20 protein-coding genes and 1 tRNA gene are annotated in these 23,879 nt (G+C 68.8%); 6 read left to right on the plus strand and 15 right to left on the minus strand.

From position 1 onward, the window contains the following. The 3 genes from EV278_RS10080 to metG form a co-directional block, all read right to left on the minus strand. The coding region (locus EV278_RS10080; protein WP_132090237.1) for a hypothetical protein at window positions 1-195 on the minus strand (195 nt) is incomplete at its 3' end. Continuing rightward, a complete protein-coding gene (locus EV278_RS10085; RefSeq protein WP_132090240.1) occupies window positions 196-1,371 on the minus strand; it encodes an MFS transporter in 1,176 nt (391 codons plus the stop codon). A gap of 24 nt (window positions 1,372-1,395) precedes the next feature. Continuing rightward, on the minus strand, window positions 1,396-3,105 hold the full coding sequence (metG, locus tag EV278_RS10090; protein ID WP_132090243.1) for a methionine--tRNA ligase: 1,710 nt from the start codon (window positions 3,103-3,105) through the stop codon (window positions 1,396-1,398). A 185-nt stretch (window positions 3,106-3,290) separates the two neighbouring features. On the opposite strand from metG, the gene EV278_RS10095 reads away from it, so the two are divergent. Further along, entirely contained in the window at window positions 3,291-4,373 is a 1,083-nt protein-coding gene (locus EV278_RS10095; protein WP_132090246.1) for an ISAs1 family transposase, read from the plus strand. A gap of 627 nt (window positions 4,374-5,000) precedes the next feature. Here the strand turns inward: EV278_RS10095 and EV278_RS10100 are convergent. From EV278_RS10100 to EV278_RS10125, 6 genes are all read right to left on the minus strand, one after another. Then, complete coding sequence (locus tag EV278_RS10100; RefSeq protein WP_132090249.1) at window positions 5,001-5,963, minus strand: glucokinase; 963 nt, start codon at window positions 5,961-5,963, stop codon at window positions 5,001-5,003. Window positions 5,964-6,077: 114 nt separating this feature from the next. Next, window positions 6,078-7,541: an NCS1 family nucleobase:cation symporter-1 gene (locus EV278_RS10105; RefSeq protein WP_132090252.1), complete on the minus strand. Its 1,464-nt coding sequence runs from the start codon at window positions 7,539-7,541 to the stop codon at window positions 6,078-6,080. 169 nt (window positions 7,542-7,710) lie between these two features. Then, window positions 7,711-9,615: a M1 family metallopeptidase gene (locus tag EV278_RS10110; RefSeq protein ID WP_132090255.1), complete on the minus strand. Its 1,905-nt coding sequence runs from the start codon at window positions 9,613-9,615 to the stop codon at window positions 7,711-7,713. Between the two features lie 80 nt (window positions 9,616-9,695). Next, the gene (locus EV278_RS10115; protein ID WP_132090258.1) at window positions 9,696-10,814 is read right to left on the minus strand and encodes a hypothetical protein; all 1,119 of its coding nucleotides are present in this window, start codon (window positions 10,812-10,814) and stop codon (window positions 9,696-9,698) included. Window positions 10,815-10,945: 131 nt separating this feature from the next. Further along, the gene (locus EV278_RS10120; RefSeq protein ID WP_132090261.1) at window positions 10,946-11,548 is read right to left on the minus strand and encodes a hypothetical protein; all 603 of its coding nucleotides are present in this window, start codon (window positions 11,546-11,548) and stop codon (window positions 10,946-10,948) included. 64 nt (window positions 11,549-11,612) lie between these two features. Further along, complete coding sequence (locus EV278_RS10125) at window positions 11,613-12,074, minus strand: MarR family transcriptional regulator (RefSeq protein WP_132090264.1); 462 nt, start codon at window positions 12,072-12,074, stop codon at window positions 11,613-11,615. A gap of 140 nt (window positions 12,075-12,214) precedes the next feature. Here EV278_RS10125 and EV278_RS10130 point away from each other — a divergent pair, with 140 nt between their 5' ends. Further along, complete coding sequence (locus tag EV278_RS10130; RefSeq protein ID WP_132090267.1) at window positions 12,215-12,772, plus strand: DUF308 domain-containing protein; 558 nt, start codon at window positions 12,215-12,217, stop codon at window positions 12,770-12,772. A gap of 10 nt (window positions 12,773-12,782) precedes the next feature. Here the strand turns inward: EV278_RS10130 and EV278_RS10135 are convergent, their stop codons facing one another. Then, entirely contained in the window at window positions 12,783-13,235 is a 453-nt protein-coding gene (locus EV278_RS10135; protein WP_132090270.1) for a MaoC family dehydratase, read from the minus strand. A gap of 331 nt (window positions 13,236-13,566) precedes the next feature. On the opposite strand from EV278_RS10135, the gene EV278_RS10140 reads away from it, so the two are divergent. Beyond that, window positions 13,567-14,682, plus strand: a complete 1,116-nt coding sequence (locus EV278_RS10140) for an epoxide hydrolase family protein (protein ID WP_243692150.1) — start codon at window positions 13,567-13,569, stop codon at window positions 14,680-14,682. A gap of 42 nt (window positions 14,683-14,724) precedes the next feature. Here EV278_RS10140 and EV278_RS10145 read toward each other — a convergent pair whose 3' ends face one another. The 4 genes from EV278_RS10145 to EV278_RS23975 form a co-directional block, all read right to left on the minus strand. Then, entirely contained in the window at window positions 14,725-15,399 is a 675-nt protein-coding gene (locus EV278_RS10145) for a helix-turn-helix domain-containing protein (protein WP_132090276.1), read from the minus strand. 110 nt (window positions 15,400-15,509) lie between these two features. Beyond that, window positions 15,510-15,953 carry a DUF2948 family protein gene (locus EV278_RS10150; protein ID WP_132090279.1) on the minus strand — a complete coding sequence of 148 codons (444 nt, stop codon included), beginning with the start codon at window positions 15,951-15,953 and terminating at the stop codon, window positions 15,510-15,512. Beyond that, complete coding sequence (murA, locus tag EV278_RS10155) at window positions 15,946-17,241, minus strand: UDP-N-acetylglucosamine 1-carboxyvinyltransferase (protein ID WP_132090282.1); 1,296 nt, start codon at window positions 17,239-17,241, stop codon at window positions 15,946-15,948. Before murA ends, EV278_RS10150 begins: the two co-directional genes overlap by 8 nt. Before the next feature lie 120 nt (window positions 17,242-17,361). Beyond that, entirely contained in the window at window positions 17,362-17,553 is a 192-nt protein-coding gene (locus EV278_RS23975; protein WP_165916596.1) for a hypothetical protein, read from the minus strand. Window positions 17,554-17,607: 54 nt separating this feature from the next. Between EV278_RS23975 and EV278_RS10160 the strand changes: the two genes are divergently transcribed. The 3 genes from EV278_RS10160 (at window position 17,608) to EV278_RS10175 (ending at window position 20,926) form a co-directional block, all read left to right on the plus strand. Beyond that, window positions 17,608-17,682 (plus strand) — tRNA-Thr (locus EV278_RS10160). A 314-nt stretch (window positions 17,683-17,996) separates the two neighbouring features. Further along, complete coding sequence (locus EV278_RS10170; protein ID WP_132090285.1) at window positions 17,997-19,094, plus strand: 3-deoxy-7-phosphoheptulonate synthase; 1,098 nt, start codon at window positions 17,997-17,999, stop codon at window positions 19,092-19,094. A gap of 137 nt (window positions 19,095-19,231) precedes the next feature. After that, window positions 19,232-20,926, plus strand: a complete 1,695-nt coding sequence (locus EV278_RS10175) for a beta-xylosidase (protein WP_132090288.1) — start codon at window positions 19,232-19,234, stop codon at window positions 20,924-20,926. A gap of 46 nt (window positions 20,927-20,972) precedes the next feature. Here the strand turns inward: EV278_RS10175 and EV278_RS10180 are convergent, their stop codons facing one another. Further along, window positions 20,973-23,876 (minus strand): TonB-dependent receptor, encoded by a 2,904-nt coding sequence (locus tag EV278_RS10180; RefSeq protein ID WP_132090293.1) that lies wholly within the window; start codon window positions 23,874-23,876, stop codon window positions 20,973-20,975. Window positions 23,877-23,879 lie beyond the last annotated feature (3 nt).

Here is a 23,879-nt window from a genome sequence, read left to right on the forward strand (position 1 = left end):
CTGCGCATCGACACCACCAAGCTCGACCCCGTCCAGGCCGCACAGCGCATCGTCGCATGGCTCGAAGGCGAGATCGATTACGAGATCTGAGGCGGTGAAATCCTCGTCCTTCGACAGGCTCAGGATGAGGATTTCCAATTCGCCGCCGTTGAAGTCGTCCTCATCCTGAGCTTGTCGAAGGACGAGGACGACCACTCAGCGCGTCCGCTTCAAAAGGTTTAGCGCCCCAACCAGTCCCAGCCCGCCCATCGCCGCCATGACCAGATAGCCCCGGGTCCCGAAGGCGTCGAACAGCGGGCCCGAAGCCAGGGTGCCGACGCCCAGCATCAAGCCGGCCGACAGGGCCGAGTTGATCGCCTGGGCCGCCGAGGCGCTGCCCGGCGGGGCCAGCCGCTCGATCAGCCGCAGCGAGGCCATGAAGCTGGCCGCGAAGGTCAGGGCGTGCAGGGCCTGCAGCGGGAACAGCAGCCATAACGGCGGGGCGAAGGCGTAGGCGGTCCAGCGCAGCAGGGCCGCGCCGCCGCCCAGCACCAGCAGCTTCTCCGGCCCCATCTTGCGGCGCCACGGCTCGGCGAACCACATGAAGCCGACCTCGACCGCCACCCCGACGCCCCACAGCACGCCGATCATCGGATCGGTGATCCCCTGCTTGCGCCAGAGCAGGGCCGAGAAGCCGTAATAGAAGGCGTGCGCGCCCTGGATCAGGCCCGCGGTAGCCACCGCCAGCACGAAGGCCCGGTCGCGCAGCAGGCCGCCCAGGCCTTTCCAACGCTCGGCGCGGCCGAGCGGGGGGGTTCCAGCCTCTTGCACGCGATCGGGCGGCAGGACCAGGATCGAGACCACGGCCACGCCGATCGCCGCCGTGGTGATCCAGGCGGCGATGAGGCCGGGCGCGGCCACCGCCAGGATCGCCCCCATGGCCAGGTTGGCGACGATGAAGGCCGCCGAGCCCGCGCCGCGCGGTACGCCGTAGTTGAAGCCGTCCACGCGCGAGCGCCGCAGGGTGATCACGTCGATCAGCGGCGTCAGGGTGGTCAGGCAGGTCATGCCCACCAGCCAGCAGACCAGCAGCCCCCAGAAGCCCGAGGTGAACGCCATGGCGAGATAGCCGGCCGCCGCGCCCAGGGCCAGCAGGGCCAGGGGCGTGCGGCGCAGGGTGAAGCCGTCGGCCCACACCGCCAGGCCCGGCCCCAGGAAGGGCCTGGCCAGCAGCGGCGCGGCCAGGATCACCCCGATCTCGGCCCCGGTCAGGCCGCGCGAGCGGAAATAGGTGGCGATGTACGGCAGGCTGACGCCGGTGCCGAGATAGGAGACGACATAGAACAGGCCCAGGCGGGCCTGGGCGGAGGTGAAGCGGGGGGAGAACCTCACGAATGCTCCCTCCCCTGTCCTTCCCTACTCCGCCCCGCCGAAGCGCGCGGTCCATTCGGCGATCTGTTCGTCCTCGATCTTCTTGAACAACACCTCGGGCGCGCGGACTGTCAGGCCGGCCGGCAGGCTGGATAGCTCGGCGGCGGCGTCGGTGGTCGGCCAGGCCGGCGGCCACGACAACGAGAACGCCTCGGCGATCTTCTCGGCGGCGAACGGGATGAACGGGGCGGAGATGCGGGCGTACAGCGCCGCCAGGTTCAGGGCGGTGCGGACGATCACGGCGGCGCGGTCGCGGTCGGTCTTGATCGCCGTCCAGGGCGCGGCCTCCTGCAGGTACTCGTTGCCGACCACCCACAGGGCGCGCAGGGCCTGGGCGCTCTTGCGCACCTCGATGGCGTCCATCTGCTCGGTCAGGTCGGCCAGGCGCGCGGCGACGTCGGCGTAGAGCTTCTCCTCCAGCGGGCCGGGGGCGCCGCCGTCGGGGATCACGCCGTCGAACTTGCTCTCGGTGAACTTCAGGATGCGGTTGACGAAGTTGCCCAGCACGTCGGCCAGGTCGCGGTTCACGGCGCTGGCGAACTGCTCCCAGGTGAAGGCGGTGTCGCTGCTCTCGGGCGCGTTCGAGGTCAGGTACCAGCGCCAGAGATCCGGCGGCAGGATCTCCAGGGCGGCGTCCATGAACACGCCGCGCTTGTTGCTGGTCGAGAACTTGCCGCCGTACCAGTTGAGCCAGTTGAAGGCCTTGAGCATGTCGACGCTCTTCCAAGGCTCTTCCGAGCCGAGGATGGTGGCCGGGAAGCTGACCGTGTGGAAGGCGACGTTGTCCTTGCCCATGAACTGGACGTAGCGGACGTCGTCCGCGCCCTCGTCGGTGCGCCACCAGGACGTCCAGTCACGCCCGGCGCCGGCTTCCGCCCATTCCTGGGTGGCGGCGATGTATTCGATCGGCGCGTCGAACCAGACGTAGAAGACCTTGTCCTCGAAGCCCGGGCGCGGGAACTCGCCCTTCGTCACCGGCACGCCCCAGCTGAGGTCGCGGGTGATGCCCCGGTCGATCAGGCCTTCGTCCAGGTGCTTATAGGCGATCGACCGGGCCAGCAGCGGCCAGTCGGCGTGGCCATCGACCCAGGTCCGGATCCTGTCGGCCATCTTCGTCTGCAGCAGGTAGAGGTGGCGGGTGTCGCGCACCTCCAGGTTCCGCGAGCCGGAGATCACCGAATAGGGGTTCTTCAGCTCGGTCGGGTCCAGCAGGTTGCCGCAGTTGTCGCACTGGTCGCCGCGCGCCTTTTCGAAGCCGCAGTGCGGGCACGTGCCCTCGATGTAGCGGTCGGGCAGGAAGCGCTTGTCGTCGATGGAATAGACCATCTGGTCGACGCGCTCCTCAATCAGGCCGCGGTCCTCCAGCACCTCGCAGAAGTGCTGGGTCAGGCGATGGTTCTGCGGCGAGGACGAACGGCCGAAATGGTCCCATGACAGGCCGAACGCCCGGCCGACATCGTGCTGCAGCACGTGCTGCTCGGCGCAGTAGGTGGCCACGTCCTGGCCGGCGGCGGCGGCGGCCAGCTCGGCCGGGGTGCCGTGCTCGTCGGTGGCGCAGATATAGAGGGTGTCGTTCCCCCGGGCGCGCTGGAAGCGGGCATAGACGTCGGCCGGCAGCATCGATCCCGCCAGATTGCCCAGGTGCTTGATGCCGTTGATGTACGGCAGGGCGGAGGTGATCAGGATGCGGGCCATGGGTCTTCCGGGGGAGTCGAGGAGCGGTTGGATATAGAAGGTGAGGCTAGGAAACGGAAGCGCCGCGCTGCCCTGCCCCCTCCGGCCCTTCGGGCCACCTCCCCCAGAGGGGCAGGGGAATCGCATATGGATTTTCGGGTCGAACAGGATTCTGACGGTGTCTCCTTTTGTGAGGGAGCGCTGGGATGGAGACGTTCGCATCGTGCTTTTCGGCGGTGGAAGATCCACGGTCGAGGAATAGCCGGCATGACCTGCTGGAGCTGATGTTCGTGGCGCTGGCGGCGGTGCTGTGCGGGGCGGAGGACTGCACCGACATGGCCGCCTTCGCGCGGGCCAAGCTGGATTTCCTGCGCCAGGTGGTGAAGCTGGAGCACGGTGCGCCAAGTCACGACACCTTCAGCCGGGTGTTTCGCCGGCTGTCGCCCGAGCCGTTCGAAGCGGCCTTCGCCAAATTCACCGCCAGCTTCGCCGGCGCGCTGGAAGGGGTGGTGGCGATCGATGGCAAGGCCTTGCGCGGGGCTTACGAACGCGGCTGCAAGAGTTCACCCCTGCATCTGGTCAATGTCTGGGCCGCCGAGACCAGGCTGGTGATCGGCCAGCGACTGGCGCCGGGCCGCAACGAGGTGCTGGGCGCGCAGCAGGCCCTGGCCCTGCTGAGCCTGGACGGCTGCATCGTCACTGCCGACGCCCTGCACTGCCGAGCCGACACCGCCCAGGCCATACTGGATGTCGGCGCCGACTACGTCCTGGCCTTGAAGGCCAACCAGCCGACCTTGCTGGCCAAGGCCCAGGCGCTCATCGAGGCCGCCGATCCGGCCGGCGAGGCCATCCAGGGCCCCGCAAAGGCCCATGACCGGATGGAAGGCCGCGCGGCTCTGGTCGTCGCCACCCAGGATGACGACCTGGACTTTCCCGGCCTGGCCGCCGTCGCCCGCGTGGAGACCCATTGCAAGCGCGCAGGGACGCCCGAGCCGGTCATCGTCCGCTTCTTCCTGCTGTCCACCCCCCTGTCGGCCCAGAAGATGCTGCAGGTCGCCCGCACCCACTGGACCATCGAGAACCAGCTGCATTGGGTGCTCGACGTGGCCCTGCTCGAAGACGCCTCGCGCAGCCGCAAGGACAACGCCCCGCAAAACCTCGCCATCATCCGCAAAATGGCTCTCAACGCCTTGCGACAGCATCCCGACAAGGGATCTATCAAGACCAAGATCAAACGCGCAGGATGGGACGACACCTTCCTCGCCTCACTCCTGAGCCATATGCGATAGCCCTGCCCAGAGGGGGAGGAGCCACGCTGTACGAGCGGCTCCCCCTCCGGGGGAGCTGTCGGCCCTCCGGACCGGCCTCTGGCCGGCCGCAGGATAAACTCCGCCGACTGAGGGGGTCTTTCACGGGCACGGTCTCTCATCCTCACGCTTTTGGCTGAGGCTATGGAAACGGACGCGGAGCGCCGGACACCGTCCGGTGTGTTTGAGTATGTGTACCGTTTCGACGAAGCCGATCGCTCCGCGCGCTCGTTTTCGCCAGCGTCCGGTGGGCAGCCCTATTGAGGCTTAGCCGGACCCGGTCTCGATCCCTTTCGGGAGAAACCAGACGCCAGGGGCGCGGGCCTATGGGCAAATCACGCGCTTTGTCCCCGTTCGACGCCGACGGCGGGCGGGCTTCCCAACGATGGAAGGCCCCGGACACGCTGGAGTAACCCCCTCCAGCCCAGTCCCGCTCGATCGCCCCCCGCCGCCGCATCGGTCGCTGGCCATGCGCCCTTTCCATGCGTCGAGGTGAGACCAGGATACGGGCGCCCGGACAGGGTGAGGGGCATAAAGTTTTAGCGCAGCAATATCAGCCCCTTGCCGGCGGATGTGACGGGAACAGATCGACAAGGCCCTTGCGCCCGCCTAGTTGAACAGGGTCGTCAGGCCCAGCAGGCCGCAGTTCGGCGCGTTGACCAGGTAGAACGGCACGTCGCGGAGATAGGCGGCCATTCGGCCCTTGGCCTCGAAACGCTCGCGGACCAGCGCGCGGTCGAGCATCTCGCCCCACGACAGCACCGTGGCGCTGATAACGTAGATCCCACTGCGCGCACCGGCGGTCAGGACCAGGTTGCCCGCCACCGCTCCCAGCCATCCGGAGACCAGGGCGAAGACCTCGCGGGCCTGGGCGTCGCCGCCGCGGGCGGCGGCCAGCAGCACGCCCAGGTCGGCGGGACGCTCGGGCTTCCCGGCCAGGGTCGACACGGCCAGGGCGACGTCGAGCACGCCCTCGCCCGACAGCACATGCTCGGCCGAGACGTGACCGTGCAGGCCGCGCAGCACGCGGATGACGTCGGCTTCCCGGTCGGTGGCGGCGGCCAGGTCGGCGTGCCCGCCCTCGGCGGCGGCGGCCATCCAGCCGACAAAGCCGTCCGGGTTGAGGATCGACATGCCCAGGCCGGCCGCGGACGGTCCGATGGCGGCGGCGGGCGCGTCACGATGCGGGACCCCGCCGCCGATCGGCTCCATCGCGTCGGGCTCGAGCAGCGGCACGGCCAGGGCCCGGGCCGTGAAGTTGTTGACCAGGTGCAGGCGGTGCAGGGCCAGCCGCTCGGCGATCACCTCGGCTTCCAGGCGCATGGGAGAATGGGTCAGCTGGATCACGCCGTCGAGGCATGGGCCTGGGGCGGCGATGGCCGCGCCAAGGATCAGCCCCTCGCATGCGGAGCCCGCCGCCGCCAGCAGGTCGATCAGCTGATCCTGGTTGACGCAGGGCGTCGTCGTCATCGCCGTGGGCAGGCTTCCCCGTTCAACCAGCGCGACCCTGGCGCTGACGCCATCCACATCCGCCAGAAGGACATGCGGGGCCTGGTCACGCGGCAATGCCATACGGTCGATCTCCTGGAACGTACGGGGACGGTCGCCGAAGTCGCATCCTTGACCAATGCGGGAAAGCGTCGCAACCGCCTCGGAAACGTCAGCGGACGCGTCCTGTTCCGCCGCCTAGGCTCGCCCCTCGCCGCCGGCCTTCATCGCCGCCGCATAGACCGCCGCCGCGATCCCTGCGCCCACAAACCAGGCATAGTCGTAGAGTCCCGTCCAGGGCGCGCCGATCCCCGCCGCCGCCGGCAGGCCGGCCGCCTTCAGGAAGCCCGGCAGGCTGGGGGCGACGCCGACGGCGAAGGCCGCCACGGCCGCCGGGTTCCAGCCCTTGAGGTAGGTATAGCATCCCGCGCGGTCGTACAGCGCCCCGACGTCCAGGCGGGCGCGGCGCAGCAGCCAGTAGTCGGCGATCAGGATCCCGGCCACCGGCCCCAGCAGGGCGCCGTAGCCGGTGAGCCAGACGAAGATGTAGCCCTGCGTGCTCTCCAGCAGCTTCCACGGCATGATCAGCGCGCCCAGGGCGGCGGTGATGTAGCCGCCGGTCCGGTAGCTGATCCGGCTGGGCCACAGCGTCGAGAAGTCATAGGCCGGCCCGACCAGATTGGCGGCGATGTTGCAGGAGACGGTGTCGAGGCTGATGATCAGCAGACCGACCAGCACGCCGACGCCGCCGATGTTTCCGGCCAGGGCCACCGGGTCCCAGATCGCCTTGCCGAAGATCAGCACCGTCGCCGAGGTGGTGATCACGCTCAGGGTCGCCATCAGGGCCATCGGGCCCGGCAGGCCGGCGACCTGGCCGACGATCTGGTCTTTCTGGCTGCGGGCGAAGCGGGTGAAGTCGGGAATGTTCAGGGCCAGGGTGCCCCAGTAGCCGCTCATGGCGGTGACGATCGGCCCGTAGTCGCGCCAGAACCGGCCGGCCTTGGCGCCGCCGGGGTCATAAGCGCTGGGCGCGTGCAGGATCGGCCCCAGGCCGCCGGCCTTGTTCAGCGCCCACCAGACCAGCAGGCCGCAGACCACGATCTTGACCGGCGCGGTCCAGGTCTCGAGCTTGCGCACCGCCTCCAGGCCCTTGGTGACGAACAGCAGCTGCATCGCCCAGAAGGCGGCGAAGGCCAGCAGTTGGCCGACGCCGATCCCCAGCCCCGGAACCATCGGCCCGACCAGGCTCTTGCCGACCATCACGCCCAGCAGGGTCAGCAGCGCTCCGCCGCCGATCCAGGTCTGGATGCCGTACCAGCCGCAGGCCACGATCGCCCGGGCCAGGGCCGGGAGCCGGGCCCCGCGCCAGCCGAACGCGGCTCGGGCCAGCACCGCATAGGGCACGCCCCAGCGCGCCCCGGCGTGGCCGATCAGCAGCATCGGGACCAGGACGATCAGGTTGCCCAGCAGCACGGCCCACACCGCTTGACCGGCCGACAGGCCCTGGTCGATCAGCCCGCCGGCCAGCATGTAGCCCGGCACGGCGATGACCATGCCCAGCCACAGGGCCGCGAAGTGCCACCAGCGCCAGGTGCGCTGGGCCGGCGCGGTCGGCGCCAGATCCGGATTCCACAGCGTGTTGCCGGCTTGGTCGTGATCCATGTCGCCCCCGCGATCGCGTCGTGGGCGGAGCATGAGTCAGGGTGCGACGGGCGTCACGGGAAAAGTGCGCCTCACCGGCCAGCGACACCTTTTCCCCCAAAGACTGTCATCCGGGAAGCGCGCAGCGCTTGTCCGGATGACAGCGCTCTAGGGCTGGGGGTTTGAAGCTCTACTTCACGATCCCGTCGACGGTCTGGCGCGTGACCGCGTGGTACAGCGGCCGGGTCCTGGCGTAGAGGCGCTTGGCGATCGGCTGGCCCCAGTCGCCCTCTCCCATCAGGTCCTTGAAGAGCGGCGCGACGAACTTGCGGCGACCCTGGTCGGTCAGGAAGGCTTCCAGCGACGGCACGGCGGGGTCGTAGCGATTGGCCACGGCCAGCTCCAGCCAGGCGAAGCGGATCTCGCTATTGCCCTGGGCCGACAGGCCGAAGGCCTTGTCGAGCGTGGCCAGGCGCTCCTTCGTCAGCGCGCGCGGCAGGCTGGCGACGAAGCGCGTGCGCTCGGGCGTGCTCCAGGCCTTCCACTTGGCGGCGGGAGCCGGCCCGCCCTCGGCGTAGGCGGCGGCCAGGGCGTCCACCGCCGGAAAGGCCGCCGACTTGATGTGCACGGCGTTGTCCGGCAGGCCCACGTCATAGACCCACTTGTCGACGCCGATGGCCGCTTCCAGCTTGGAGTCGCCCTTGATCAGGTTGGCCCGCAGGTCGGCGACGAAGCCCGCCGTGGTCTGGCTCTGGAAGGCGTGACGGGCGAAGTAGTCCTTGAGGTAGGCGTCCCAGCGTTCGCGGCCGACCGCCTTCTCGATGGTGCGCAGGAAGGTCGCGCCCTTCTCGTAGGCGATGTCGGTCATGCCGTCGTCGGGATCACGGCCGGCCAGGTCCAGGTGCAGCCGGGTGTCGGCGCCCGTGGGGCCGCCGGCGTCCCTGATCGCGGCCTGCAGATCGCTCCAGCCCAGGTCCGCCAGCATGTCGGCGCGCGCCTTGCCGTACAGCTTCTCCATGATCCGGTTCTCGAAATAGACGGTGAAGCCCTCGTTCAGCCAGAAGTCCGACCAGGTGGCGTTGTTGACCAGATTGCCCGACCACGAGTGGGCCAGCTCGTGGGCCACCAGGCTGACCAGCGAACGGTCGCCGGCGATGATCGTGGGCGTGGCGAAGGTCAGGCGCGGGTTCTCCATGCCGCCGAACGGGAATGAGGGCGGCAGCACCAGCAGGTCGTAGCGACCCCAGGCGTAGGGGCCGTAGAGGCTCTCGGCCGCCTCGACCATCTTCTCGACGTCGAGCAGCTCGTTGGCGGTCTTCTTCATCACCGACGGCTCGGTATAGACGCCGGTCCGCTGGCCCAGGGGCGTGAAGGCGATGTCGCCGACGGCGATGGCGATCAGGTAGGAGGCGACCGGCTTGTCCATCCGGAACCGGTAGGCTCGGCCGCCGCCGGGCGCGGGTTCGCCGTCCGGGGTCAGCATCTCGGCGCTCATCACCGCCTTCAGGCCCTCGGGCGCGACGATGCGGGCGGTCCAGGTCTGGCGGATCCCGGGGCTGTCCTGGGTGGGGATCCAGGTGCGGTTGAGGATCGCCTCGCCCTGGCTGAACAGGTAGGGCTTCTTCTTGCCCGCCGTCTGGGCCGGGGTGAGCCATTGCAGGGCCGCGCCGCCGGGGGCGCTGTCGTAGCGGACGACGATGCGGCGGGCCCCATTGAGCGTGACCGTCAGCGGCGCGCCCAGGATCGGGTCGGCCTTGCCCAGGGCCCACGGCAGGGCCGCGCCCTTGTCGTCGGTGACGCCGTGGATCACCAGACCCTTGCTGTCGAGCACCACCGCCTTCGCGTCCGGCGCGGCGGCGATGTCGAGGGCGGCCGTCCCCGTCATCTTCTGGCCGGCGAAGTCGGCGGTCAGGTCCAGGTCGATATGGGTGACGCGCGCCACCAGGGGCTGGGCGTAGGAGTGGATGTCGCGAGCTTCAGGCGTGGCCAGGATCGCGGGGAGCGGCGGCTGGGTCTGGGCCAGAACGGGCATCGCGGCTCCGCAGAGCAGGAGCGCCAGCAGGGCGGCGCGGGCGGTGAACTTGAACGAGGGCATGGAAGGCGGGTTCCGTGTTCGCGAAGGCGTTGGATCCGTCTTAGCCCCTCGCTCCGCCTTCCCTCAACCGCGGTCGAACCCTAGCTCAGATAGTCGAGCAGGCTGGTCCCGCCCGTATTGACGCTGCCGTCGCTGTTGAACAGCGAGGCCAGCTTGTCGGAGAGGTTCTGCAGTTGGACCATCTTGTCGTAGAGCGCCGGGGTCCAGCCCGCCGCCTGGCGCTCCTCGTCGCTCATGGCCGCGTAATGGGTGATCAGGCTCTTGCCGAAGGCCGAGGCGTCGGAGCCTTGCGTGTTCTTGTAAGCGCTGGAGACGCTGTCGCGGTTGCGGGCCTTCACCTCGGCGGCGGCCTGGGCCACCTCGTGCCCGGAGAACTGGTCGCCCTTGTTCAGGGCGACCGCGGCCAGCGAGCGGTCGTCGAACTTGGAGAAGTCGATCTGGCCGCCGTCAGGGCCGGTCGCCATGCCGTCCCTGGTCGCCGCGGCGTACTGCTTGTCGAGCACCGAGCGGACGTCCGAGGCCACCTTGCCGATGTCGCGGGTGCGGGGGTTGGCCACCACCCCGCCGACGTCCTTGAGATAGGCCGCGGCGGGGTCGTCGTCGATGCCGCTGGGGGCTACGCCGGGCTTGGCCTGCGCCTGCTTGAGGCCTTCGGTCAGGGCGGCCTTGTCCTTGGCCCATTGCCCGGCGGCCTTCTCCTCAGGCCCCGCGGCCTCGAGGTTGGCCAGGGCCGCCTTGTAGAGCCCCGCATAGTCGCCGGTCACCCGCATGGCCGAGGCCGGGGCGGACAGGGCCGCGTCGCGGTTGGCCTTCAGCTGCAGCGAGGCGACCACCTGCTCCTCGATCGGGAACTTGCCGCCCTTGTTGCTGGCGATGGCGTAGAGGCTGCGGCGGTCCAGGCCGGAGACGTCGATCGTCGCCTTGCCGTCCTTCAGGGCGCTGGTCGCCTTGGCCCCCGCCAGCAGCTTGTCCAGCGCGGTGCGAGCAGAGGCCACGACCTGGTCGGTGGTGCGGTTGTCGGTCTGGGCGGCCAGCGCGGCCTGGGCCTGAGGCGACAGGGTGACGGTGACGCTGGAGCCGCTGGTCTTGGCGGCGGCGCTAGAGGCGTCGCCCGCAGTCGCGGTCGTCGGGGTCGTCGGGGCCGCGGTGGTGGTCAGATAGGGGTTCGCTGCATAGCCGTTCGTAACGCTGCCGACCATGACGCCCTCGACTGGATCGCCGCGACATTACGAATCGCGACAGGCCTGAAACACCGGAGCACAAGGCGCGAACAGGGTTAAGGGCGCATTAACCATGATCGCGGGACGCGGCGGAGATCCCGCCACGACCGTCACCGCGCCGACCATAGGTTTCCGGCCGCCGCCTGCAGGTCGCCCGAGACGGCGCGCTGAGCCAGGGACAGTCCCTCCAGTTCGACCTTGTCGGCCCGCAGGGTCCGGGGATGGATGCTGTAGCCCAGCTGATAGATCGCCCGGTCGGTCTTGGTCTGGCCGTCCTCGATGAACACGGTCAGCACCCCGACCGGCACGCGGCCGGTCTGGGCCTTGCCCGCGTGCTTGCGCAGGCCGCCCTCGATCCATTCGGCCTCCAGGCGCGGATTGCCGGTGGTCTCGACGCTGTCGCTGCGCAGCGCGGCCGGGAACCAGACGGTCTGGGTCTGGATCACCTGGCCCTCATTGACCGAGGTCAGGCGCACCCGGGCCCCGCCGTCCTCGCGCTGGCCGGTCATGACGAAGGTCATCTTGCGAGCCGCCGCCTGGGCCTGGGCCTGGCGCTCGCTCGCCGCCGCCGCGCGTTCGCGATCCTCGCGGACCCGCTCGCGGTGACTGTCCCAGAAACTGAGGCCGGTGATCACCAGCGCCGCCACCGCCACGATCTCGGCCAGGGTCAGCCAGCGGATCGGCAGGCGCTTGGGGGACGTCTCTTCAGTCATCGGGCCTCCGGCGGATGCGACAGGCGCCGACGGTAGAGCCGGCGCGCGCCGCCGTGAAGCCGCCTCAGGACCTCGGCTGGTCGGCCACGAACCGCGAGACCGAATCCCGGAAGGCCTGAACGTCCTTGTTAAGCTGGACCAGCTTCTCGACGCTGAGATTGGCGGCGGCGAACAGGGTCTGGCCCAGGCAAGCGCTGCGGACCTGCATGTCGCGGCCCAGCGGCGTCAGGCTGACCACCACCTGGCGTTCGTCGGCGGGATTGCGCTGGCGCGAGACCAGTCCGCCGGCCTCCATGCGCTTGACCAGCGGCGTGATGTTGCTGGAGTCCAGCCCCAGGCGCTCGGCGATCGCGCCGACGCTCAGCCCGTCGCTCTCCCAGAGGGCGCCGAGCACCAGATACTGCGGATAGGTGATCTCCAGCGCGTCGAGCAGCGGCTTGTAGGCGCGGTTGATCGCCATGCTGGCTCCGTAGAGCGAGAAGCACAGCTGTTCATCGAGCGTGGGCACGTAGGCGGGATCAGACACGGCGGCCTCCTGTCGGATCAATCTTTAGAGCGAAAATATATGTCGCGACAGCTTTATCGCTGGACACGAACCCGTCGCTCAGACTAACGACATTAAATGTCGCGACATATAATGTCGTTATCAACATTTAAGGGACCATCATGACCCAGGATTTCGCCGCCTCCTCCAACGCCGGCGCACTGACGCGCTATTACTTCGTGCGGGCCGGCGTCGCCGCCGCGTGGGTCGCCGCGGCCTTCACCGCGGGGAGGAGCCATGCCGCCGTCGCCGCCGTCCTGCTGGTGCTGTATCCGGCCTGGGACGCGCTCGCCAACGCCCGCGACGCCCAGGCCAACGGCGGCTTGCGGGCCAACCCTTCCCAGGCGCTGAACCTGGCGGTCAGCGCCGTCACCGCCCTGGCGGTGCTGCTGGCCCTGCACGGCGGCATGCACGCCGTCTTGGCGGTGTTCGGCGTCTGGGCCGTTCTGGCTGGTCTACTGCAACTGGCGACCGGGGTGCGGCGGTGGTGCAGTTACGGCGCCCAGTGGGCGATGGTCCTGAGCGGCGCCCAGTCGGCCCTGGCCGGCGCCTTCTTCCTCAAGCAGGCGGCCGGACCGGTGACGCCGTCGATCGCGACGATCGCCCCCTATGCGGCGTTCGGAGCCTTCTACTTCCTGGTTTCGGCGATCTGGCTGGCGGTCAGGACGCGCCGCGCCTGATCGGCGTCCGTCAGGCCTTGGCGGACCGGCGTCGACGAGGGACGCGGACGACGGCCTCGCCGTCCATGATCAGGTCGTCGCCGACCAGGCCTTCGCAGCGCAGGGTGACCCGCGCGCTGGCCTCGTCGATGGCCGAGACGGTGACCCGGGCCGTCACGACGTCGCCGATCCGCACCGGCCGGTGGAAGGCCAGGCTCTGGGTCAGGTAGATCGCGCCGGCGCCCGGCAGGATGGTGCCGACCACCGCCGAGCCGAACGAGGCCGACAACAGGCCATGCGCGATACGGCCGCGATAGGCGGTCTTGGAGGCGAAGGCCTCGTCCATGTGCACGGGATTGAAGTCGTCCGAAGCCTCGGCGAACTGGCCGATGCGCCCTTCGGTGACGGCGACCCGCTTTTCGGCGACCATGCCGACGGCCAGCTCTTCCAGGATGTAGCCGCCGGTGGGATGAGGTTCGATCATCCCCGGCCGTTAGCCGCGATGCCGCGCCGTGGCCAGCAAAAATGCACGAGATCCCCAGGGCAAGCCGCCTCGCCCGCGCCCAGAGCGCGTCGAGGCCGCGCCTGGCTAGCGGCGCGGCACGAAGCCGTCGTCCGTACACCCCCTGGCCGCCGCCCAGGGCGATTTTCGCTTTCTTACAATTCGCGCCAAGGCCGTGCCGATAGCCTGATCCTCGTCAATCAAGACAAGGAGCCAGACCATGAACCGGCGCGAATTTGGCAAGACCATCCTCGCGGCGAGCCTCCTGAGCGGCCTTGTCAGCCAACCCGCACGTTCAAAGGAAAGCCGCGCCATGCAACAGCCGACGCCCTTCACGATCGCCGTCCCGGACGACCAGCTGGCCGACCTGAAATCGCGCCTGCGCCACACCCGCTGGCCGGACGAGCCAGCCGACGCGGCCTGGATGTTCGGGACCGACCTCGGCTACATGAAGTCGCTGACCGACTACTGGCTGAACCAGTACGACTGGCGCCGTGCCGAGGCCCGCCTGAACGCCCTGCCGAACTACAAGGTCCAGATCGACCAGATCGACCTGCACTTCGTCCACAAGCCGTCCAGGAAGCCCGACGCTCCCGCGCTGCTCCTGCTGCACGGCTGGCCCGATAGCTTCTACCGCTATCACAAGGTGATCGACGCCCTGGCCGAGGACTTCCACGTCGTCGCGCCCTCCATCCCTGGAACGGGCTTCTCGGGCCGCACGGCGCTCTCGGCCGACAAGACCGCCGACCTCTTCGCCCAGCTCATGGGGGAGGTGCTGGGATATGAACGCTTCATCGCCGCCGGCGGCGACCTGGGCTCGGTCATCGCCATGTCGCTGACCCAGCGCCATCCGGAAAAGGTGATCGGCGTCCACGTCACCGACGTCGGCTATCCCGACCAGACCACCGACTTCAGCATCCTCAGCGGGTCCGAGCAGGCCTATGCCGGCGCCATCCAGCAATGGTTCTTCGCCCACGGCGCGTTCAACCTGGTGCAGGCGACCAAGCCGCAAAGCCTGGCGTTCGCCATGAACGACTCGCCGGTCGGACTGGCCGCCTGGATCATGAGCTTCATGGCCGGCATGGGCGTCGGGGACGGGGCGGACGCCCGTTTTGGCCGCGACGAGCTTCTGACCAACATCATGATCTACTGGCTGACGGAGACGGCGGCGTCCTCGTTCCGGCTCTACAACGCCAACGCCCTGCAGCCCCCGACGGTCAAGGGCCGGAACACCAAGGTTCCGGTCGCGGTGGCCACCGAGGCGCCGATCCCCGGCGGCGTGCGCCTGCCCCGCGAATGGGCCGACCGCCAGACCGCCGGCAATGTCGTGCAGTTCCACGACATGGAAGGTGTCGGCCACTTTGCGGCCTGGGAAGATCCCCGGTTCTACGTCCAGGATCTCAAGAGCTTCGCAGCCCTGCTGGCTTAGGAGGGTCGCGTGACGGCCGCCGGGCGCGCCCGCGCCCAGCGGTCAGATCTTGTGGACCGCGTCGAGGTTGGAAGGCAGAGCGCCCATGATCTTCTTGATCGACTTGATCATGTGCGGCTGGTCCGCATAGCCCAGGTCGACCGCTACCCCGGCCGGCGCTTCGCCAGCCTTCAGCCGTCGCACGGCTTCCTGGGCCCGGCGGATCATCTGGAAGCTCTTCTGGGTGATTCCCGTGGTCTGCTTGAAATGCTGCTGCACCGAGCGCGCCGAGGCGGCCTTCGGGGCCTCGCTGAACGCCCGGGCCACCAGGTCGTTGGACGCAAGCAGGCCGGCTGCGATCATCGCGTCGACCAAGGGCTCGACGTTCTCGAAGGTCGGCAACGGCAACTCCACCCCGTCCAGCACGAACGTCTCGCCGAGCACCGGCAGCATCCGGATTTCGGGACCGACCCGCGGCTCCCGGTCCTGGGCGAGATAGACATGGGCGGAGAACGAGATGACGATCGAGCTCTCGCCGTCGCGATACGGAACCTCGACGGGTTCGGTCGCCTGCCCGCTCAGGAACACCATGGATCCGCCGTCCGGCGCGATGCTGCGGATCAGGTCCCACGAGCCGTCGGGCGTGGCCAGATACACGCCGTCACTGAGGCAGATCGTCTGCCAGACCGTATCGATCCAGGGGTGCGAGGATCGCCGGCTCGTGTGTTGCTGGACCATGGTCGTCGGCCTTCCGCAGCTTGAGACAAGCCATCGTGCGTCAGTTCCGGCGTCGATGGAACGCTTCCATGCTCCGCCCGCCGATCTGGGTGGGGCGGCTTTCGGCGTCCCTAGTCCGCGTGCCCCGGTCGGCGCGGGGTGGCCCAGGCTTCGGAGACATCGGCCAGGATCACGTCCAGGCAGTCGACGGTGACCTTCAGGTCGCCGCCGCCGGCGAAGGTCAGCAGCACCGCGCCGCCCGGCGCCTCGGCCGGCTCGAAGGCCACCGACAGCAACTCGACCACCGCGCCCTTGGCGTCGCGACGCAGCTTGCGGGCCTGGACGCCGGTGACGTCGCCCAGTTGCAGGGCCGAGCGGACCCTCTCGCCCTTCTTGCTTCCCTTCTGGCCGCCCGCTTCCCAGCGGAAGCGGTTGCAGGCCAGGGTCAGGGTGCGGGCCGAGGCGTCCCAGCGGATGTCGCCGATCTTGGCCACGGCGTCCTGCAGGGCGGCCGAGATCACCGCCAGGTCATCGGCGTCCTGGGCCAGCAGCTTCAGGGGGGCCAGGTCAGCCATCCAGGTCGCCCTCGCCGTCGCCCTTGATGCGGCGCACCTGGGCCCCACAGGCGCCCAGCTTCTCTTCTAGCCGCTCGAAGCCGCGGTCCAGGTGATAGATGCGGCTGACGGTGGTCTCGCCGCGCGCGACCAGGCCGGCGATCACCAGGCTGACCGAGGCGCGCAGGTCGGTGGCCATGACCTCGGCGCCTTCCAGCCGTTCGACGCCGCGCACCCGGGCCTCGCCGCCCGACACCGAGATGTCGGCGCCCAGGCGCCGCAGCTCCGGCGCGTGCATGAAGCGGTTCTCGAAGATGGTCTCGCGGATGTGGCTCTCGCCCTTGGCCGTGGTCATCAGGGCCATGAACTGGGCCTGCAGGTCGGTGGCGAAGCCCGGATAGGGCTGGGTCTCGACATTGACGGCCTCCAGGCGCTGGCCGTTCCGCCGGATCACCACGCCGTCTTCGGTGCGGACGACGCCGCAGCCGGCCTCCTCCAGCTTGACCAGCAGGCTGTCGATCAGCTCGGGCCGGGCCCGGGTCAGTTGGACCTCGCCGCCGGCCATGGCCGCGGCCACGGCGTAGGTGCCCATCTCGATCCGGTCGGGGATCACCGAATGGGTCGCGCCGTGCAGCTTGGCCACGCCGGTGATGGTGATGGTCGGGGTCCCCGCACCTTCCACCTTGGCGCCCATGGCGTTCAGGCAGATCTGCAGGTCCAGAAGTTCGGGCTCGCAGGCGGCGTTCCTGATCACCGTGACGCCGTCGGCCAGCACCGCGGCCAGCATGGCGTGCTCGGTGGCGCCGACCGAGACGAACGGGAATTCGATCTCCGCCCCCTTCAGCCCACGCGGGGCCTGGGCGTAGACATAGCCCTCGTGCAGGTCGATCTTGGCGCCCAGGGCCTCCAGGGCCTGCAGGTGCAGGTCCACGGGCCGCGCGCCGATCGTGCAGCCGCCGGGCAGGCTGACCTTGGCCTGGCCGGTGCGGGCGATCAGCGGGCCCAGCACGTTGAACGAGGCCCGCATCTGGCGGACCAGGTCATAGGGCGCGAAGCCGCTGGTGATCTCCGGCGCGTGCAGCACCGTCTCCGAGCCGTCCGGCCCTTCGCGCTCGTCGACCTGCGCGCCCAGGCGCGTCAGCAGCTTGCCCAGGAACCGGGTGTCGGCCAGGCGCGGCATGTTGGTCAGGCGCAGCGGCTGGTCGGTCAGCAGGCTGGCCGCCATCAGCTTGATGGCCGAGTTCTTGGCGCCGCTCACCGGGATGATCCCGTTCAGCTGCGCGCCGCCGGTGATGGCGATGCGATCCAAATGAAGTCCCTCGTCGCGCGGCCCGTCGGGGATGTCGCCGCGCGGTCACATGTGAAGAGGCGGTTCTACCGGTTGCAAGGGCCCGCGCAAGGGGCTGCACGGATTCCTCAAGGCTGCTGCTCAGTCGGATCGGGTTCCGTCGTCCGAACGGGGTGATTCCGGCTTGGCCGCGACGGCGGGCGCGGCTTTCCTGCGGCGAAGATTGGTGCGCAGCGCCTGGGCCAGCCGCGCTTCGCGCTCGGCTTTTTCGTTGTGGGGCTTGGGGTTCTGGCTCATCTTTCCACAGGTGAAAGCGCCGCGACGATCGGTCAAGACGATTTTGTCTTTGCCAACGGCGTTTGGTTCGCTATACGCCCCCTCCTCTTCGCCGCCGTAGCTCAGTGGTAGAGCGCATCCTTGGTAAGGCTGAGGTCGGCAGTTCAATCCTGCCCGGCGGCACCATCGGGACCCAAAGCGACTTGGCTTTGGGTCCCGACCATTTCCCCAGACATCGATATCGCCCCGCGTGGAAGTTCCCTTGCGCTCTCGCGCGGTAGGGGCGTGACAGGCGGCGAACTTGGCTCTAGGGTGGCCCCATGATCCTCGCCGCCAGCCAACAGCTGTTTTGGTACTTTAGCTATCCGACGCCTCTGGCGTTGGGAGGGGATCGTTCGGCCTGAATTCAGCGCCGCCGAATGTCTTCACCAGCCGCCAGGGGTCCCCCGGGCGGCTTTTTTGATGGCCGCTCCGGACCCGCCAATTTCCCGGAGTACGCCATGCCCGCCTCGACCGCCGCCCATCTCGCCTCGATCCCCGTCCCCACCGACGATCTGCGGATCCAGAAACTCCAGACTCTCAGTCCGCCTGCTCAGGTGATCGGCGAGGCCCCGGCCACCTCGTCGATCGCCGAGGTCGTCGGCGACGCCCGCCACGCGGTGCACCAGATCCTGCATGGCCGCGATGACCGCCTGGTGGTGGTGATCGGGCCGTGTTCGATCCACGACCCCAAGGCCGCCCTGGACTACGCCCGCCGCCTGGCCGTCGAGCGCGAACGCCACGCCGGCGAGCTGGAAGTGGTCATGCGGGTCTATTTCGAGAAGCCGCGCACCACGGTCGGCTGGAAGGGGCTGATCAACGACCCCGACCTGGACGGCGGCTTCCGGATCAACGAGGGCCTGCGGCTGGCGCGGCGGGTGCTGCTGGACGTCAGCGCCCAGGGCTTGCCGGCGGCCTGCGAGTTCCTCGACGTCACCACCCCGCAGTACATCGCCGACCTGGTGGCCTGGGGCGCGATCGGCGCGCGCACCACCGAAAGCCAGATTCACCGCGAGATGGCCTCGGGCCTTTCCTGCCCGGTCGGCTTCAAGAACGGCACCAATGGCGACGTCAAGGTGGCCATCGACGCGGTGCTGGCCGCCGCCCAGCCGCACCACTTCCTGGCGGTGACCAAGGAGGGTCGCGCCGCCATCGCCACCACCACCGGCAACGCCGACAGCCATGTGGTGCTGCGCGGCGGCAAGACGCCCAACTACGACGCCGCCAGCGTCGCGGCGGTGGCGCAGGCCCTGGTCAAGGCCGGCCTGCCGCCGCGGATCATGGTCGACGCCAGCCACGCCAACAGCGGCAAGAACCACGAGAACCAGCCGGCCGTCGTGGCCGACCTCTGCGCCCAGGTCGCGACCGGACACGCGCCAATCATGGGGGTGATGATCGAGAGCAACCTGGTCGCCGGCCGCCAGGATATCGTCCCGGGTCGCCCCCTCACCTACGGCCAGTCGGTCACCGACGCCTGCGTCGACTGGGACACCTCGGTGCGAATGCTCGACGACCTGGCCGCGGCGGTGCGCGCCGGGCGGCAAGCCGTGAAGGCCTAAGCCGAGAGCGGCGGGACGCACCGGGGCGTCCCGCCGCTCGCAGTGCTATTGTCCTACAATTCGTCTGGCCCGTTCCGCGATCCATGTTACCCATGGCTCAACGGCGCGCAGCAGCGCTGACGATTGGGGATGACGTCATGCGGAACGGTGTCGGCGCGGGCTTGTTCGCTGCCTTCTGGCTCGCGGGATCGTCAGCCCTGGCCCAGGCGCCGCCCGCCGACATCCCGGTCTCGATCACCGTCGACGCGGCCAAGCCGGTCGGCGAACTTCGGCCGATCTGGCGGTTTTTCGGCGCCGACGAGCCGAACTACGCGACCATGAAGGACGGCCGCAAGCTGCTGGGCCACCTGGGCGCGCTGAAGCCCAGGAACGTCTATTTCCGCACCCACAACCTGCTGAACACCGGCGACGGAACGCCAGCCCTGAAATGGGGCAGCACCAACGTCTACACCGAGGACGCCCAGGGGCGGCCGGTCTATGACTGGACCATCCTGGACCATCTGTTCGACACCTACCTGGCCAACGGCGTGCGGCCCTATGTCCAGATCGGCTTCATGCCTCAGGCGCTCTCGACCCATCCCGAGCCCTACCAGCACGCCTGGCGGCCGGGCTTCGACTACAACCTGATCAGCGGCGGCTGGGGCTATCCGCCCAAGGACTACGACAAGTGGTCCGAGCTGGCCTACCAGTGGGTCCGCCACTGCGTCGAACGCTACGGCCAGGCCGAGGTCGAGACCTGGTATTTCGAGGTCTGGAACGAACCCAACGGCCCCGCCTACTGGAAAGGCACGCCGCAGGAGTTCCACAAGCTGCACGACTACGCCGTCGCCGGCGTCCGGCGGGCCCTGCCCACCGCCCGGGTCGGCGGACCGGACGTGGCCGGCAGCGGCGGCCAGTTCATGGAGGACTTCCTCACACACCTGACCGACGGGACCAACTACGCGACCGGCCAGAAGGGCACGCCGACCGACTTCCTGGCCTTCCACGCCAAGGGCTCGCCCACCTTTGTCGACGGCCACATCCGCATGGGCATCGCCACCCAGCTGGCCGGCATCGACAAGGGCTTTTCGATGATCGCCGCGCGGCCGGCCCTGAAGGACAAGCCCATCGTGATCGGCGAGTCCGATCCGGAAGGCTGCGCCGCCTGTCAGGGTCCCAGCTTCGGCTATCGCAACGGCACGGTCTATTCCAGCTACACCGCCGCCAGCTTCGCCCGGGTGCACGACCTGGCGGCGCGACGGGGCGTGACCCTGGACGGGGCCCTGACCTGGGCGTTCGAATTCGAGGACCAGCCCTATTTCGCCGGCTTCCGCCAGCTGTCGAGCAACGGCCTGGACCTGGCGGTGCTGAACGTGTTCCGGATGTTCAGCCTGATGGGCCCCGATCGGCTTCAGGCGGCCAGCTCGGGACAGATCCCGCTGGACGAGATCGTCGCCAGCGGCGTGCGCGGACGTCCCGATGTCGGAACCCTGGCCAGCCAGGGCCCCGATCGCCTGGCGATCATGGTCTGGAACTATCACGACGACGACGTGCCGGGCCCGGCCGCCGACGTCCGTCTGACGCTCAAGAACCTGCCTCGCGCCTTCGCCAGCGCCAGGCTGGTCCACTACCGGGTCGACGAGACCCACGGCAATGTCTACGGGGCGTGGCGGCGGATGGGCTCGCCCATGGCGCCCAGCAAGGCCCAGTACGACGCCCTGGAGCAGGCCAGCGCCCTGGCCGCGATCGACGGCCCGCCGCCGGTGCGCGGCAAGGACGGCCTGACCCTGAGCTTCCAGCTCCCGCGGCAGGGCGTGTCCCTGCTGGTGCTGGAGAAGGCCAAACCGCAGTAGGAGACGGCCGGCCGCGTTGCTGTCGCGGCCGGCCTTCCCGTTGGGTCTAGAACTTATACTGCAGCCCCAGATTCCACTGCCGTCCGGTGTGGGTGTAGACGAACGTGCTGTCGCGGTCGGAATCGATGAACTGGCGATTGAACCGGTCGAAGATGTTCAGCCCCTCCAGCGAGAGCTTGAAGTTGTCGTTGATCTGGTAGGAGGCCGCCAGGTCGAAGGTCAGGTTCTTGTCGTAGCCTTCCAGGTCTTGCAGCGGATTGTTGGCCGGCAGGGCGACGATCGACTTGTCGCGATAGGCGGCCGAGATCCGGGCGCTGAACTTCTCGTCCTCGTAGAACAGCGTGGCGTTGTAGGCGTGCTTGGACAGGCCCACCAGGTCGTTGGTCGTCACGCCGCCGGCCGCCAGGAAGTAGTCGATCTGCGAGTCGACATAGGTGTAGTTGACCAGCGCGCCGGTGTGGCGCAGCAGACCCGGCAGGAACGTGAAGTTCTGCTGGTAGTTGATCTCAAAGCCCTTGAGCGGACCGCCGGGGGTGTTGACCGGCCTGGTGACGGTGATGGGGGTGTTGTCCGGATCGACGCCCGAAGTGCCCAGCAGCGACATCGGCAGGCCGGTCTGGCGGAAGGTCATTTGCTGGGACTGGTTCTGAACATAGGTGGCGATGTCCTTGTAGAAGACGCCGACTCCCAGCAGCGCGCCCGGGGCGAAGTACCATTCCGCGCCGAGGTCGGCCGTCGTGGCGCGGATCGGGTCGAGATCCGGATTGCCCGAGGTGATCGACGGCGTGCCCGTCAGGTTCAGGCTGCCGCCGGGGGTCAGGAAGCCCAGATCCGGCCGCGAGACCACCTTGGCCCCGGAGAAGCGCAGGACCAGGTTCTCACGCACGTCGACCGCGACGTTAAACGACGGCAGGACGTCGTGGTACTTGTTCTCGGCCGTCACCCGCTGCGGTGTCAGCCCGATCTGGTAGCCGCGCGACTGCAGCTCGGTCTGGGCGAAGCGGAAGCCGATGTCGCCGCGCACCGGCAGGCCGCCGATCACGGTCTTCAGGTCGGCCTGGAAGTAGGCCGAGGCCACCTTCTCGTCGACGCGGCGGATGCCTCCATAGTTGGGGACCAGGGCGTACATCCCGGTCTCGCTGTAGAGGTTCTGGCTGGCGACGAACTTGTCGTAGTCGATCGTCGCCCAGCTGCTGGGGAACACACCGTCGTCGATGCCGTGACCGCCGAATCCCGACACCACCTTGGTCACCGCCTGCAGTTCGGCCGTGCTCAGGGTCGGGACCAGGAAGTTGTTCGACCGCTGCTTGGCTGAGGTGTCGAACGAGAACTCGTCATAGTGGCCGCCGACCTTGAGCGTCAGGTCGTCGTCATAAGCCCAGGCCAGGTTGACCTCGGCGGTCTTGTAGATGTTGGTGGTGTAGATCTGCTGCAGCCGCACCTCGGCGTTCGGCGCGCCGAAGCTGTAGAGCCCGGCGTTGGTCACGTCGAAATCGTGCTTGATGATCGGCTGGTCGCGGTTGTTGCGAAAGTCGATGGTCATGCCGGCGTTGGGACGCTGGAACATGATCGTCGTGGTCATCGGCTGGTCGTAGTCCGACTTCGAATAGCCGACCAGCCCGGTCACCTTCAGGCGGTCGGTAAGCTCGTGCGTGCCGGCCAGGGTATATTGCTGGAAGACGTTTTCGAACTCGTCGTGCTGGGTGTCGGAGCGGATGTCGACCCCGTCGAAGCGGGCATAATCGACGTCGTAAACGGTCTGGCCCAGATTGACGCCCGCGGTGTGGCTGGTCCCGGCGTTGCGCAGGATCAGCTCGCGCACGGCGGTCTGCGGCTTGCCGTTCTGGCTGATGGCGCGGGCGAACGAGAAGCCCTCCAGCCAATTCTCCTCGCGCTTGACGTCATAGTCCGAATAGAGGGCGTCGAAGGTCAGCGAGGTGCGCGAGGTGGGCTTCCACTGCAGGGCCAGGGTGGCGCCGGTGCGCTCCTGGTTGTGGTGGAAGCGACCATAGCGCGGCAGGCGCGGGAAGAACACGGTCGAGCGGTTGGCCTGGGCGTAGACCGGGTCGCCGGCCGGCGGTCGGACCACGCCGGTGGCGCAGTTGGCCGCGTCCGTGCCGTTCGTGGCGTTGTTGGCCGGGTTCTGCGGCGTGACCCCGACGGGGGTGCAGAAGCCGCCGTCGACCGTGGCCGGGTTCCAGCCGCCCGAACCCCACTGGTCCTCGAGGAACTTACGCTTGCTGTAGGCCAGCGAGGCCTGGGCCCCGAACTCGCCCCAGCGGGTGTCCCAGCTGTTGCCGACCACCGCCGTGAACTTGGGATCGACGCTCTTGGCCAGGTCATTGTATCCGGCCGAGGCGCCCAGCACGAAGGTCAGGCCGCGATGATCCAGCGGCTTGGCGGTCTCCAGGTCGACGGTCGCGCCCAGCGAGCCCTCGATCACCTCGGCCTGGGCCGTCTTGCGCACCGTGATGCCGCTGAACAGCTCCGAGGCGAAGGTGTTGAAGTCGAAGCCCCGGCCCAGGTTGGCGCCGCGGTCGCTGGTGGTGGCGCCGCTGGTCGACTGGGCCTCCATGCCGTTGATGCGAACCCGGGTGAAGGTCGGCGGCAGGCCGCGGACGGTGATCGTGCGCCCCTCGCCGGCCACGCGGGTGATCGACACGCCGGGCACCCGCTGGATCGATTCGGCCAGGTTGGCGTCGGGGAAGTCGGCGATGTCCTCGGCCTTGATGGCGTCGACCACGCCCGAGGACTGGCGCTTGACGTTGAGGGCGCTCTTGAGACTTTCGCGGAAGCCCGTGACCACCACTTCCTCGACAGTGTTGTCCGGCGAGGCGGCTGTCGACGTGGCGGTCTGGGCGCTGGCGGCTCCGGCGGCCAGGACGCCGGCGAAGGCCAGGGCGAGCGCCGAGCAACCCGTGCTCCAGCGCTGAATGCGACGGTCAGACATCAA

Origin of the sequence: Caulobacter sp. BK020 (assembly GCF_004342605.1) — a bacterium.
Taxonomy (GTDB): Bacteria; Pseudomonadota; Alphaproteobacteria; order Caulobacterales; family Caulobacteraceae; genus Caulobacter.

Excerpts from the sequence above, each read along its gene's own strand:
- EV278_RS10145 (WP_132090276.1), bottom strand. The coding sequence starts at position 15,399 with ATGGTCCAGCAACACACGAGCCGGCGATCCTCGCACCCCTGGATCGAT.
- EV278_RS10140 (WP_243692150.1), top strand. The coding sequence starts at position 13,567 with ATGCAACAGCCGACGCCCTTCACGATCGCCGTCCCGGACGACCAGCTG.
- EV278_RS10130 (WP_132090267.1), top strand. The coding sequence starts at position 12,215 with ATGACCCAGGATTTCGCCGCCTCCTCCAACGCCGGCGCACTGACGCGC.
- EV278_RS10095 (WP_132090246.1), top strand. The coding sequence starts at position 3,291 with ATGGAGACGTTCGCATCGTGCTTTTCGGCGGTGGAAGATCCACGGTCG.
- EV278_RS10180 (WP_132090293.1), bottom strand. The coding sequence starts at position 23,876 with ATGTCTGACCGTCGCATTCAGCGCTGGAGCACGGGTTGCTCGGCGCTC.
- EV278_RS10115 (WP_132090258.1), bottom strand. The coding sequence starts at position 10,814 with ATGGTCGGCAGCGTTACGAACGGCTATGCAGCGAACCCCTATCTGACC.
- metG (WP_132090243.1), bottom strand. The coding sequence starts at position 3,105 with ATGGCCCGCATCCTGATCACCTCCGCCCTGCCGTACATCAACGGCATC.
- EV278_RS10100 (WP_132090249.1), bottom strand. The coding sequence starts at position 5,963 with ATGGCATTGCCGCGTGACCAGGCCCCGCATGTCCTTCTGGCGGATGTG.
- EV278_RS10120 (WP_132090261.1), bottom strand. The coding sequence starts at position 11,548 with ATGACTGAAGAGACGTCCCCCAAGCGCCTGCCGATCCGCTGGCTGACC.
- EV278_RS10170 (WP_132090285.1), top strand. The coding sequence starts at position 17,997 with ATGCCCGCCTCGACCGCCGCCCATCTCGCCTCGATCCCCGTCCCCACC.
- EV278_RS10110 (WP_132090255.1), bottom strand. The coding sequence starts at position 9,615 with ATGCCCTCGTTCAAGTTCACCGCCCGCGCCGCCCTGCTGGCGCTCCTG.
- EV278_RS10105 (WP_132090252.1), bottom strand. The coding sequence starts at position 7,541 with ATGGATCACGACCAAGCCGGCAACACGCTGTGGAATCCGGATCTGGCG.
- EV278_RS10150 (WP_132090279.1), bottom strand. The coding sequence starts at position 15,953 with ATGGCTGACCTGGCCCCCCTGAAGCTGCTGGCCCAGGACGCCGATGAC.
- EV278_RS10135 (WP_132090270.1), bottom strand. The coding sequence starts at position 13,235 with ATGATCGAACCTCATCCCACCGGCGGCTACATCCTGGAAGAGCTGGCC.
- EV278_RS10175 (WP_132090288.1), top strand. The coding sequence starts at position 19,232 with ATGCGGAACGGTGTCGGCGCGGGCTTGTTCGCTGCCTTCTGGCTCGCG.